This window comes from Bradyrhizobium sp. USDA 4354, assembly GCF_054060315.1.
The window spans coordinates 3,134,332-3,145,992 of sequence record NZ_JBSSDC010000001.1; the positions used below are offsets into that span (position 1 = coordinate 3,134,332).

12 protein-coding genes and 1 tRNA gene are annotated in these 11,661 nt (G+C 58.1%); 11 read left to right on the top strand and 2 right to left on the bottom strand.

Annotation, left to right across the window (positions count from 1 at the left end):
- The first annotated feature begins 10 nt into the window (after window positions 1-10).
- Entirely contained in the window at window positions 11-385 is a 375-nt protein-coding gene (locus ACVIIV_RS14610) for a hypothetical protein (protein ID WP_456744812.1), read from the top strand.
- Between the two features lie 6 nt (window positions 386-391).
- On the opposite strand, the gene ACVIIV_RS14615 is transcribed toward ACVIIV_RS14610, so the two are convergent.
- Complete coding sequence (locus ACVIIV_RS14615) at window positions 392-739, bottom strand: hypothetical protein (protein ID WP_456744813.1); 348 nt, start codon at window positions 737-739, stop codon at window positions 392-394.
- 337 nt (window positions 740-1,076) lie between these two features.
- On the opposite strand from ACVIIV_RS14615, the gene ACVIIV_RS14620 reads away from it, so the two are divergent.
- From ACVIIV_RS14620 to ACVIIV_RS14660, 9 genes are all read left to right on the top strand, one after another.
- A complete protein-coding gene (locus ACVIIV_RS14620; protein ID WP_456744814.1) occupies window positions 1,077-1,238 on the top strand; it encodes a hypothetical protein in 162 nt (53 codons plus the stop codon).
- 178 nt (window positions 1,239-1,416) lie between these two features.
- Entirely contained in the window at window positions 1,417-2,802 is a 1,386-nt protein-coding gene (locus ACVIIV_RS14625) for an ABC transporter substrate-binding protein (protein ID WP_456744815.1), read from the top strand.
- 67 nt (window positions 2,803-2,869) lie between these two features.
- On the top strand, window positions 2,870-3,832 hold the full coding sequence (locus ACVIIV_RS14630; RefSeq protein WP_456744816.1) for a carbohydrate ABC transporter permease: 963 nt from the start codon (window positions 2,870-2,872) through the stop codon (window positions 3,830-3,832).
- A gap of 11 nt (window positions 3,833-3,843) precedes the next feature.
- The gene (locus ACVIIV_RS14635) at window positions 3,844-4,704 is read left to right on the top strand and encodes a carbohydrate ABC transporter permease (RefSeq protein WP_456744817.1); all 861 of its coding nucleotides are present in this window, start codon (window positions 3,844-3,846) and stop codon (window positions 4,702-4,704) included.
- Window positions 4,705-4,718: 14 nt separating this feature from the next.
- Complete coding sequence (locus ACVIIV_RS14640; RefSeq protein ID WP_456744818.1) at window positions 4,719-5,642, top strand: ribokinase; 924 nt, start codon at window positions 4,719-4,721, stop codon at window positions 5,640-5,642.
- A complete protein-coding gene (locus tag ACVIIV_RS14645; protein WP_456744819.1) occupies window positions 5,639-6,409 on the top strand; it encodes an SDR family NAD(P)-dependent oxidoreductase in 771 nt (256 codons plus the stop codon). Before ACVIIV_RS14640 ends, ACVIIV_RS14645 begins: the two co-directional genes overlap by 4 nt.
- The gene (locus tag ACVIIV_RS14650) at window positions 6,402-7,229 is read left to right on the top strand and encodes an HAD-IIA family hydrolase (protein ID WP_456744820.1); all 828 of its coding nucleotides are present in this window, start codon (window positions 6,402-6,404) and stop codon (window positions 7,227-7,229) included. Before ACVIIV_RS14645 ends, ACVIIV_RS14650 begins: the two co-directional genes overlap by 8 nt.
- Complete coding sequence (locus ACVIIV_RS14655) at window positions 7,229-8,341, top strand: ABC transporter ATP-binding protein (RefSeq protein ID WP_456744821.1); 1,113 nt, start codon at window positions 7,229-7,231, stop codon at window positions 8,339-8,341. Before ACVIIV_RS14650 ends, ACVIIV_RS14655 begins: the two co-directional genes overlap by 1 nt.
- 132 nt (window positions 8,342-8,473) lie before the next feature.
- On the top strand, window positions 8,474-10,153 hold the full coding sequence (locus ACVIIV_RS14660) for a phosphoenolpyruvate hydrolase family protein (protein WP_456744822.1): 1,680 nt from the start codon (window positions 8,474-8,476) through the stop codon (window positions 10,151-10,153).
- Window positions 10,154-10,157: 4 nt separating this feature from the next.
- On the opposite strand, the gene ACVIIV_RS14665 is transcribed toward ACVIIV_RS14660, so the two are convergent.
- On the bottom strand, window positions 10,158-10,709 hold the full coding sequence (locus tag ACVIIV_RS14665; RefSeq protein WP_456744823.1) for a hypothetical protein: 552 nt from the start codon (window positions 10,707-10,709) through the stop codon (window positions 10,158-10,160).
- Between the two features lie 832 nt (window positions 10,710-11,541).
- Between ACVIIV_RS14665 and ACVIIV_RS14670 the strand changes: the two genes are divergently transcribed.
- Window positions 11,542-11,616: transfer RNA gene (locus ACVIIV_RS14670), tRNA-Glu, on the top strand.
- Window positions 11,617-11,661 lie beyond the last annotated feature (45 nt).

Below are 11,661 nucleotides of genomic sequence, written 5' to 3' on the forward strand. Positions count from 1 at the left end.
AATCAAGGCAATGACGGCACGGTGCGATGCGCTCGAAGGGCTCTTCGGAAAAGAAATGCACAACGAATATGGCTGGGCCTCGGTAGCTCTCAAAAATCCCAAGCCCGAGTCAGTCCAGCCGGTTCATTTGGTCGGACAGCGCAACTCTGGCTTTACCGATCCGATCCATATGATGGCCATCTTGCTCAATATCGCGACTAGTTCGCTGCTCTCTATTCGCCCGACCGTCGACAACGTGATATTCCTGAAAATTATCAGTGACCTATCGAACGATATCGGGAGCGTCGCCCTAACGGTTGAAAAAGCGAGCTTTGCCAAGGCGCAGGCAAAGCCGAAGCCAAAGAAGCGAGCGAGACCCGCGGCGCGAAAGAAGAAGAGCAAATAGCCCCTGCTATGCCCGCGCACCACCCTGAAGTTCGGTCTCGATCTGCTTTAGAATCTCGATAGCACCCGCAGTGTCAGAGGCGACCCGGCACTGAAACAGTCGATCTAGAGCAACGTGACGTGCGACGAGAGTGGAGTGCAGCCCATCTTCAGAAGAAAGCCTGGCAATAAGCCAGCGCTGCCGATGCGTGCTCAACATACAAGTCATCGCTGGTAAAACGCCGCGCCTTGTCCCATCGGAACGCCGCATGCAGCGCAGCATGAATGTGCAGCGCGCGAAGCTTTGCAGGACTTGTAGACGCTTCTCGAGCACAATGCAGAGCAGATTTGCCACTGGTTCCAGAACGCCGCCCATCCTCTCCTGGCCATATCGCCTATCACGTCCATGGCGATATCGGCGCCAAGCTCAATCGTGCCCTTAAGCTCGGTCTCCGAGGCTTGGGCGAAGCTCTTCAGTTAATCTGCGTGTTGCTTTACGCCCTCGTTCAATCCAGAAACGGTGAAATCGAGGCGTCAGGCGGCGACTTTCCTCCGATCATACGCATGACCTCTTCAAGCGGCATATCCACAGCGGTCGAAGAACGCCTTCTGCAACGTAAGCTCGGTTGCGGCATCGGCGCCGTGTTGGTCGGATGAACGAATCCAGTAGTGAATGCGCTCCTTGACCAGACCAGATGATGCAACGGATGCAAATGGTCGCAGCCGTCTGCGCCGTGCAAAAAGTGAGAGACCTCGGTCCCGAGCCGCAAATAGAGCATTTGAACCAGCTACTGATGCAAAAGCGCGAGCAGTTGGCCAGGATCGGCCCTTCTTTGGGGGTGGCCTCGCGGGGCCTGAACATGCGCCTGCATTGATCATCTCCCGGTACGGCGCTCATGTGATGCTGCTTTCTTGACTTACCCAATGTTACCCAACTTCGATCTGAATGGGTGCATATGGGCCGAAAATGACGGTTAGCGTTCCCGATACTCGCGGCCCTGGAAGAGGAGGGGCACGTGAATTTCCGGGCCAAAGAGCCCAGAGGAGGGATTAATGCCAAGGACGCAAGCCGCTCTGCGCGGCCATTCGGCTTATTTCTTCAAAACCGCTCTGATTTGCTCAACTCTCTTTGGCGGTGCGGCCGCATCTTTCGTCCAGGCCAAAGCGCAGGATATCAACTGGCGCCAGTTCGAGGGCTCTTCGATCGTGTGGGCTTACGACATCCATCCATATGCTGACGCCGTTGCAGCACAGCTGCCTGAGTTCGAGAAGTTGACAGGCATCAAAGTGACGCCCGAGCTTTATCCGGACGACGCCTACTGGAATAAGCTGACCATCCAGCTGAGCACAAAGTCGCCCTCGTGGGACGTCGTCGGCACGGGGATTCAGCCGGCTTGGGATCTCGCGCCCGGTCAACTGCTCGAGCCGCTCGACCGCTATCTGAACGACCCAAAGCTCACCTCGGCAAGCTATGACTACAAGGACTTCTTCCCCGCATTGCGTGACGCGCTGACTTGGCAAGTCAATGGCGGCCAAATCGAAGCGGGCCGGGGTCAAGTGTGGGCTATCCCGCACGGGTTCGAAAACATCCAATTGTTCTACCGTAAGGACATTCTGGACAAGCACGGTATCAAGCTTCCGACAACCCCGCCGGAGATGTCCGCGGCTTGCGAGAAGCTGAAATCTGCGGATCCGGCGATCACACCTCTGGGCGTGCGGGGAGTCCGCTTTTGGAGCAGCATCCACACGGCCGCAATCTCGATTGCCAAGTCTTACGGTGTGCACGACTTCGTCGTCAAGGACGGCAAATTAGAAACTGGTCTCGATTCGCCCGAGTCCGTCGCCTTCCACAAGGACTATGTGGAGATGATCAAGAAGTGCGCTGCTCCATCCTTTGCCAACGACAACTGGTATCAGGTGGTCGATGGCATCAATTCGGGTCGGACAGCGATGGCGATCGATTCCAACATGTTCGGGTTCTGGAACGATGTCGTCGGCAAGCCCGCTTCGGGCAAGATTGCATTCGCTCCCCCTCTGCGAGCTCCGAACGGCAAGAATTTCGAATCGAACATCTGGATCTGGTCCCTGGCCATGAATGCGGCCTCTCAGAAAAAGGGAGCAGCCTGGCTGTTCATCCAGTGGGCGACGTCAAAGCAGGTCGAGCTCAACGGTGCCGTCGCCGGGAAGCTCGTCAACTCTCCGCGCGCCTCGACCTGGAGCGACAAGGTTTGGCTCGACTACGCGGCCAAACCGGAATTCACGAACTTCGTGGATACCTTCAAAATCGTGCAGGACAGGGCTGCATTGGCCTTCACGCCGCGCGCGGGATTTGCCGAGGCAATGAACGCCTGGGCAGTCGCCATGCAGAAAATGGTCAACGGCGCGGACGTGAAGGCGACGTTGACCGACCTCGCCTCCGAGATCCGCTCCTCCATGTAAGGAGGTCGGGGGCGGCATAAGGGTTTGCCGCCCCCACCACGCCCGAGTATCTTTTGAGAAGTGAGCGATGGACCTTCAAGGCATCGACGCAATCGTGACGCTACAATCATCGGCAGACCAGCTGGCCTCGTCCAAAAACGAGCAGGTGCAAAAGGCCGAGCAGAATGCTCATGACTGGTGGAGCCTTGCTGCGATTGCCCCCGCAATCATCATCCTGCTTGGATTTCTTTTTCTGTTTTTCTATGGGGTCTTTCAATCACTGACCGATCTCAAGTTTGGCCGTCCCGTGGTTCGCTTCATTGGATTCACCAACTATGAAGTGGCAATCAAGACCCAAGATTTCTGGAATAGCGTGCGGGCGACTACGGCGTATGCCTGCTCCGCCGTGCTCGCCGAAGCGTTCTTTGGGCTTGCGCTCGCGAAATTGTTCGCAAGTGGGGTGTTCCTTGCGCGGCTGATGCGGCCCGTCATTCTCCTTCCCCTGGTTCTGCCGCCAATGAGCGTCGCCTTGATGTGGACCACAATGATGGATCCGCAGAATGGGATCCTGAACTATTTGCTTTCGCTCGTTGGGATCGATCGGTTCGCATGGATTTCGGATGCCAGCACGGCGATGTGCTCGCTGGTTCTCATCGACATATGGACTTACACACCATTTTTTGCGCTAATCATCTTCGCCGGCTTGCAGGGCATCAATGATGAGGTCAGAGAAGCCGCGCGGGTCAATGGCGCGCGAGGTTGGGCAACGTTCCTCTATATCGAGCTTCCGCTCATTGCGCCGTACATCCTGATCGCCGCGGTATTTCGGCTGATCGAATCGCTCAATCAGTTTGATATCATCTTCGGAACAACCCAAGGGGGACCGGGTGACAGTACCTCGGTGCTTTCGGTCCGCGCCTACATCACGGCCTTTCAAAATCTCGCCTTCGGGCGTGGTGCCGCGCTCATGGTCGTCAATTGGATGATCGTGCTTCTCGGGACGATGGCCATGGTCAAGTTGTGGCGGTTGGTCCGTCGGCGCGTAAGCTAGAGGAGGCTGACATGCGTTTCAATCGCTCAACGCCTGCAAGCTTGTTCTTTAATCTGCTGATTGTTGCTTGTACGCTGATCCTGACGTTTCCGCTGGTCTGGATCGTGATGATGTCGCTGAAGCAGCAGGCCGAGGTCATGACCTGGCCGCCGCGCTTTATCTTCACTCCAACATTTGAAAACTTCCGCGTTCTGTTCGATGCAGCCCACGCCGGGGCAACAAGCTACGGCACCATCAAGGTTGATTTCCTGACCCCGGTCACCAATAGCGTCGTGATCTCGCTTGGTGCGGTGCTCGTATCGCTCATTGCTGGGGTACCGGCAGGCTACGTCCTGGCGAGGCGTGATATCCCTATGAAGGAGGACATCGCATTCTTCATTCTGGGCTTCCGCTTCGCGCCGGCTCTCCTTGTCGTCATACCGCTGTTCAGCGTGTTTCAGACAGTCGGCCTTTATGACACCTATTTCGGTATGATCTGGGTCTATCAAGTCGTCACGCTGCCAACGATCATTTGGCTGAGCCGTTCATATATCGAGGATATCCCAAAGGACATTGAGGAGGCGGCCGCCATGGATGGCGCAAAGCCATTCCGGGTCGTCTGGCACATCGTTCTTCCGCTTCTAAAGCCCGGCTTGATAGGCGCTTCTTTGCTTATCTTCCTGCTCGCGTGGCACAACTTCGCGCTCGGCCTGATCCTCAGTTCGACGAAAGCACCAGTCACCGTCGCCCTGCTCAAGCTGCTCAATCCGGGCGTTCAGTTCTATCCGGTGATGGCTGCGGGTCTGGTGGTGACCATGATTGTGCCGGTCGTCCTGATCATCCTTGGCCAGCGTCATCTCGAACGTGGTCTTACCTTCGGGGCCGTGAAATGAGCCCCAGACCATTGATGTTCTTCGGAACGACCAATCTCGACCTCTGCTTCAACGTCGAGCGGCTTCCAATGCCGGGTGAAAGCCTGATGGGAAGCTTAAAGCGGAATGCGGGAGGCAAGGGCGCCAATCAGGCGGTCGCCGCCGCTCGATTGGGCGTTCGGCCGAGCTTGTACACCCGACTTGGCGATGACGACGCCGGTCGATCCTTGCTGCAAGCGCTGCGTGAGGCAGGTATCCGTCTCGATGCCATAGCGGTGTGCCCAGGGGAGATATCGGGTTCTGCTCTCGTCCTTGTCGGTGACGACGGCTCCAACATGATCGTCATAGACCCGGGCGCCAATGCAAATGTCACACCAAGCATGGTCGAAAAGGCGGCCGAATTCATTGAGCGGGACGCAATCGTCGTTGCCGAGATGGGCATGCCGGTCCCCGCGCTCAATCACCTCTTTGCAATGAAGAGCAGCAAAGGATTCGAGCTCATTTTTAATCCGGCGCCTGTGAGGGCGGGCCTGTCGGCGGCGGCATGGAGGAGTGTCGATTTCGTCACTCCAAACCAGACGGAAGCTTTCGAGCTCACCGGTGTCGAGGTGCACGACTTCGACAGCGCAGCTCATGCGGCCGCAAAGCTTCTCGATCTCGGGCCAAGAGCTGCGCTGATCACGCTTGGTGCGCAGGGGGCCTACTACGCAGATGCCAGCGCGTCTTTTGCGCTCCGGGCATTTCCTGTGAAGGTCGTTGATACGACCGCCGCGGGCGATGCCTTTAATGGAGCCTTCGCAGCCTCTCTTGCCCACCGGTTGCCGATACGAGAAGCGATCAAAAAGGCGCTCGCGGTTGCCGCCTTATGTGTGACGCGACGCGGCGCCCAAAGCTCGATGCCCAGCAGTGGGGCCGTCGACGAATTTCTGAATTCTCAAACGATCTTGGAGTTGGAATGACCGAACAGTTCTCAGTTGCAGACAGGACCGTGCTCGTGACCGGTGCGGGCGGGGGCATTGGCTCAGCCATTGCCAATGCTTTCCGTCAAGGCGGTGCGAACGTCCTGGCAACCGACGTAAATGTGGAAAACCTCCGGGACATTCTGACGCGCTTGCCGCACGGCAATGGCATCCTGCCTATGAGCATGGACGTCTCACGAGAAGATGATGTCGGCAGGGTGCTTGATGAGATCGCCAAGCGCTTCGGCAGGCTCGATGTTTTGATCAACAACGCCGGAATAAAATCGGCTCAGCCGCTTCTGACCGGCAATGCCGATAGAATCGAAAAAACCATACAGATCAACTCCGTCGCGGTGCTTCGCTGTGCCAAGCAAACGATCGAGCGCTTCATGAAGAGCAAGGGCGGCTGCATCGTCAATGTCGGGTCCTCGTTGTCATCTCAAGGCGCGGTTTTCAACTACCAGGCTGGCGGCGCTGATTATTGCTTGTCAAAGGCAATCGTGCACGACGTGACAAAGCTGCTCGCTTATGAATGTGCTCCGCTCAAGATCAACGTCAACGCGATCGCACCCGGGATTATCGATACACCCATGCACGGGCGTCCGCGGGAGGAGACCGAAGCGCGCCACAGTGGCCGAATTCCGCTGGGCCGGGTCGGATTGCCGGAAGATATCGCAGGTCTCGCGGTGTTCCTAGCTAGCCCCGCTGCTTCTTACATGACCGGGCAGATTGTCCATGTGAATGGCGGGATGCTGATGAATGGTTAGCACCGGCTCCAACGTCAACTGGCCGCCGATAGAAGGTATTATCTCCGATCTGGATGGCGTCGTCTATCGCGGCAGCATCGCAATCGCGGATGCCATAGAAGCGTTTACGCGATGGCAGAAAGCCGGCCTGCCGTTCTGTTTTGTGACGAACAATTCCACGCATACCCCGGAGGACGTCGTCCGCAAGCTGAGAGGATTTGGTCTTTCCATCGCACCGTCAGAGGTCGTTACAAGCGCCATCGCCGCCGCAGAACTCATTCGAGCGAATTATCCGCAGTTGACGCGAATCTATGTCATCGGCGCTCCCTCGCTTGTCACGGCCATGCGCGATGTTGGGCTGGAGGTCACTAACCGGACGCCCGAAGCCGTTGTGATGGGGCTTGATCGGGATATCACGCACGAGAAGATGCGAATTGCCGTTAAGGCGATCCTCAATGGCGCTGTCTTCATCGGAACCAATCCCGATCTTCTGCTGCCGACGGCCAGCGGGTTTGAACCTGGGGCTGGCGCGACGATTGCAGCTGTGGCTGCCGCCACGCAAGTGCAGCCTTCGATCGCCGGAAAGCCGCAAGTGCCGATGATCGAGACAGCGCTCTCACGCCTCGGCACGAACCGCGCTTCGACCATTATGATCGGAGACCAAGTTCCTACGGATATTCAAGCCGGAAAGAGGGCGGGTCTTGCCACGGTGCTTGTCACAACCGGCGTGCCGATGCGTCAGGATCCGTTCTTGATCGCCCCCGACTTCATCGTATCGAGCTTGCGCGAAATTGAGGTAAGTGCTGCTCGCGCGGCTCAGGCGCGACAAAGGAGGGCATAATGGCCAACGTTCGCCTGGAAGGCCTCAAGAAGGCCTATGGGACTATCGAGATCCTGCGTAATATCGACCTGACCATCGATCACGGCGAATTTGTCGTCTTCGTTGGTCCGTCCGGGTCAGGAAAATCCACCCTTCTGCGCATGATTGGCGGGCTCGAGCCCATTAGCGGTGGGCGGCTCCTCATCGACAATGAGCTCGTCAACGACATCGATGCGGCCGATCGCAACCTCGGCATGGTCTTTCAAAGTTACGCTCTCTATCCGCATATGACGGTGAGAGAGAACCTGGCCTTTCCCCTGCGCATGGCCAAAGCCTCGAAAGCCGAGATCGCCGCTAAGATATCCAAAACAGCGTCGCTATTGCAGATCGACCAGCTATTGGATCGCAAGCCTCGACAGCTTTCGGGCGGGCAACGCCAGCGCGTCGCAATCGGGCGCGCCATCATGCGAGAACCAAAAGTGTTCCTGTTCGATGAGCCCCTGTCCAACCTGGACACCGAGTTGCGCGTGCAAATGCGGGTTCAGATCGCCAAGCTCCACAAGCAGCTCGGAAATACCATGATCTATGTGACGCATGACCAGGTCGAGGCGATGACCATGGCCGACAAGATCGTCGTCCTCAAGGACGGCAACATCGAACAGGTCGGCAGCCCCCACGATCTATATCACAATCCCGCCTCGCGCTTTGTGGCAGGATTCATCGGCTCGCCGAAGATGAACTTCCTGGGCGCCAAGGTCGAGGCAGCTCACGAGCATGGCCTGCACGTCCGACTGGAGGCCGGTTCTACAATTTCCGTTCCGGTCCAGCCGGACCAAATGCTAGTTGGCAAGTCGGTCACTGTCGGAATTCGCCCGGATGACTTCTCCTCACCGGCACCCGAGCAGCAGGAGATCTCCATTGGCCTCGAGGTGGATTTCGTTGAGCATCTCGGTAGCGTCACGTACATCTACGGTAACGTTGGAGACGAAACGGTCGTCGCCAGGGCGCCAAAATCCGGCTCGCGCAAAGGCGCCGGAAAGCTCACCCTGACTGCCGCTCCAGCCGATTGCCACTTGTTCACGAGCAATGGAAAGGCGGTACGGCGGTTGCAAGCACCTGCGACTTGGAGCTAGTCTTGACGTCGAGCCGTGCGATGATGCCGGCTCAGGATCGACACGCGGACCACTGAGGTGAAGGGAGCGGGCATCAGGCAGTTCTTCCGGAATTCCCGTTCGTTTGTCCTTGGTGCGGGGATCGGATCGGGCATGACGGCCAGGGCCGCCGAGCGGGCGGGCGCCGATTTTGTGCTCGCACTCAATGCTGGCCGTTTTCGTGCCATGGGCGGGGCTTCGCCCGCCTCCATTCTTCCAATCCGCAACAGTAACGAGTTCGTAGCGGGGTTCGGACGGACCGAGATTCTGCCAAATACGAAACTGCCGGTCTTCTTCGGCACCTGTACATTCGACCCCGAGCTTGATCTGGATCGATGGCTCGACCGGATCATCAAATGGGGATTTGCTGGCGTGACCAACTTCCCTTCGGTCATACACATCGATGATGACCGCAGGTCGTTGCTCGAGAAGTCCGGCCTTGGCTATTCCCGGGAGATCGAGCTCCTTGTGAAGGCTGCAAAACGCGGCCTGATGACGATTGGCTATACTCGCAGTCAATCTGAGGCGCGTCGAATGGTCGAAGCCGGCGCCGAGGCCATTTGCATCAACTTCAATCTAAACCGCGCGGTTGAAAGCGGGTCCGATCCCTCGATCAGCCTGTCTGAACTTGCAGCGCGTACGAATGCCGTTGCGCGCGTTGCTCAATCCGTCAACAAGAGCACCATCTGCTTGCTTGGGGGCGGCCCGATCACAAAGCCAGACGAGCTCCTGGACATCTGCCGCGAAACCGGAATCCAGGGGTTCATCGGAGGCTCTTCGCTGGACCGCGTGCCTCTGGAGATGTCGGTCCTCGAGGTGACGTCGGGCTTCAAGACCATCCACCTGTTGCGCGAGAAGGTGGATCTGCTCGAAAGGAAGCTGCAGTTGAGTGGCTTCAGGCACGGCGTGATCGCGCAGTCCTCGGCAATGAAGCGCATCCTCGAGATGACCAAACGCGTCGCGGCAACCCCCAGCCCAGTCCTGATCTGGGGAGAGGCCGGTTCCGGCAAGCGTAGAATAGCAAGCCTGGTTCACGCGTTCAGCGACCGCAGGCACGCCAAGGCGACGCTGTTTCATTGCCGACCAGGTCCGGCGATGGATACACTCGGCCCGTTTTTCGGCGCCGAGCGCCTTGAGAGTGGCAGACGCCAATTGTCGCTCCTGGAGGCGTCGAGCGACGGCGCCGTCTTGCTGCTGCATGTTGACCAACTTTCGCGCGAAGGCCAGGAACGCCTCGCCGATTACCTGGAGACAGGCGGGTTTACCCCTCTGAACGGGGTCACTGTCATGCGTTCCCACGCCCGGATCATTGCGACCGCGACGGTGGCCCGAGGCGCTGGGCTTGAAACGGTTCTGGGCGCGCGGCTTCTCGACCTTTTTACCGGGCTGGATGTCCAGTTACCTTCGCTACCCGACAGGCTTGAAGATCTGCCGCAACTCGTTCAACACTTCACCGTCGAAGCCAAAGGAGATTCCAGCGCCCAGACGCTCACGATAGAAAACTCTGCATTCCTTGCGCTCGCCGGGCACGACTGGCCAGGCAATTTGCGCGAGCTGCGGCAGATCGTGAACCAGCTCGTGACTCTGCCATCCAGTCACATCACGGGAGAGGTGCTAAAGCCGTTGTTGGAGCCACCTTCAGGCGCACGGCCCGCGGCCACGCTGTCCGAGCGAGACTGGATTATCGAGGGCCTGAAGAGAAACCGGCTTCACCGCGGCAAGACTGCTCGCTCTCTCGGGCTTTCGCGCAAAACCCTCTACAACAAAATTAAGAAACTGCGGATCCTCGAATAAGGCCTCATGCCCGTCGGAGCGGCTGCTTGGCCGTGGCAGCCTGCTCCAGGGAGAACTTCGGTACCGACGACGATCCATGAGAGCCAAGGCTCACGAGCCCGATGTCAGATCCAATCGGCAGCGCAAGCGCCTCGGGTCGCAGATAGACGGACCCATCCAGCTGCGAGCCTAGGCGTTGCTCCGCTACTGTCATCTTTGCCTCGTCCGCCGCAACAAACAGGACTTTGAACCCTCGGCTTGCAAACCACTCCATACGGCGAAGCTCGAGCTCCTGACCGCGATCGAGCGGCACTCCTGCCGGTGTCCGTTCAATCATGGAGGCAGGCGGAAAGTTCGTCACTCCGGTCATCCTTGCGCCTTCCAACAAATCACCAAGATCTTCCCAGCATGCAAACGGGTCGATCATGACGATCGCTGCATAGCAGGAAGGGGGCACTTTGGGCCCCGCTTGCAAGTCCCGCAGGAGACAGTCGTTCCAGTCGATGACGGGAAGCGTGGCCATGACCAGCATGGCGTTCTGTGGAAGGGTCCGCAGTGACGGCGCATAGATCGTCATCTGATCACCGCGAGACGAGGAGAGACTTACGGCAAGGCGACCTAAGACATTGGCTCTCACGGTTTCTACCCAACCCTACCCAATTGATGCTTCCGCCGATCTTACACGCCGCTTCATCCAGGTCTAGACCACGACGTCGATCGTTATCGGAAGGAATGGTCGTTGGCGCCGTTCCTCCTGGCTGCTTAACTGGGCTCTCCGCGCCGTCCTGAGTGCCGATGCGATTTGCTGCAGGGTACTGAGCGAGCTCGGCTCGCGGTGAAAGAGGGCCGTGAAGCGTCTCGGGTAAAAAATTCGGGCGAGCTATCTGCGCCCTACGGATCCGCTAGCAGACCGGCTCGTCTGCTTCCTCCCTGACTGGCGCCGCTGCTGGAAACTCCGGCAGCGGCATCTTTTTGACTCGGACCGCGCTTCGCCGCGCGAGAAAACTGGTGTCACGGAATTGGACGGCTCGCGACCATGCCGGAGCCTAAATTCATCAAAGATCCGCCAGCTACGCTTGCCCCGGTCGGTTCATGGGAGGCGGCTTCCAATCCACACGGTGGCGCTCAATCACCTCGTTTCGGAACTGCTGTACCTCATCGGGCGCCTTCATCGAAACGCAGAGGGCCCCGTCAGGTCGCTCCATCGCGAGCGATCCTTTCGATGATGCGGCAGGCCCCGGCACGCTCTTGGCTGGCTAAGGACCTCGGACGCTAATATCCCCCAATGAGCCTACCATGTGTGTAAGTTCAACGGGTTAGATGTGGTAGATCTACCAGCCTCGGCGTCGGGAGAATGTTTGTGAAAAAGTCGGCAAGAACTACTTTATAGTTGGCGTTTTGATGGTTTAGCTCCCTTCGTCTAGCGGTGAGGACGCGGCCCTCTCAAGGCTGAAACAGGGGTTCGATTCCCCTAGGGAGCGCCAGCGAATTCTAAGCCATTGAAAAGATGAAAACTCTAAGCAATCATG

What these genes read in the sequence shown, in the direction of transcription:
- ACVIIV_RS14610 (WP_456744812.1), top strand. Translation starts at nt 11, where the DNA reads ATGACGGCACGGTGCGATGCGCTCGAAGGGCTCTTCGGAAAAGAAATG.
- ACVIIV_RS14615 (WP_456744813.1), bottom strand. Translation starts at nt 739, where the DNA reads ATGGGCGGCGTTCTGGAACCAGTGGCAAATCTGCTCTGCATTGTGCTC.
- ACVIIV_RS14620 (WP_456744814.1), top strand. Translation starts at nt 1,077, where the DNA reads ATGGTCGCAGCCGTCTGCGCCGTGCAAAAAGTGAGAGACCTCGGTCCC.
- ACVIIV_RS14625 (WP_456744815.1), top strand. Translation starts at nt 1,417, where the DNA reads ATGCCAAGGACGCAAGCCGCTCTGCGCGGCCATTCGGCTTATTTCTTC.
- ACVIIV_RS14630 (WP_456744816.1), top strand. Translation starts at nt 2,870, where the DNA reads ATGGACCTTCAAGGCATCGACGCAATCGTGACGCTACAATCATCGGCA.
- ACVIIV_RS14635 (WP_456744817.1), top strand. Translation starts at nt 3,844, where the DNA reads ATGCGTTTCAATCGCTCAACGCCTGCAAGCTTGTTCTTTAATCTGCTG.
- ACVIIV_RS14640 (WP_456744818.1), top strand. Translation starts at nt 4,719, where the DNA reads ATGTTCTTCGGAACGACCAATCTCGACCTCTGCTTCAACGTCGAGCGG.
- ACVIIV_RS14645 (WP_456744819.1), top strand. Translation starts at nt 5,639, where the DNA reads ATGACCGAACAGTTCTCAGTTGCAGACAGGACCGTGCTCGTGACCGGT.
- ACVIIV_RS14650 (WP_456744820.1), top strand. Translation starts at nt 6,402, where the DNA reads ATGGTTAGCACCGGCTCCAACGTCAACTGGCCGCCGATAGAAGGTATT.
- ACVIIV_RS14655 (WP_456744821.1), top strand. Translation starts at nt 7,229, where the DNA reads ATGGCCAACGTTCGCCTGGAAGGCCTCAAGAAGGCCTATGGGACTATC.
- ACVIIV_RS14660 (WP_456744822.1), top strand. Translation starts at nt 8,474, where the DNA reads ATGACGGCCAGGGCCGCCGAGCGGGCGGGCGCCGATTTTGTGCTCGCA.
- ACVIIV_RS14665 (WP_456744823.1), bottom strand. Translation starts at nt 10,709, where the DNA reads ATGACGATCTATGCGCCGTCACTGCGGACCCTTCCACAGAACGCCATG.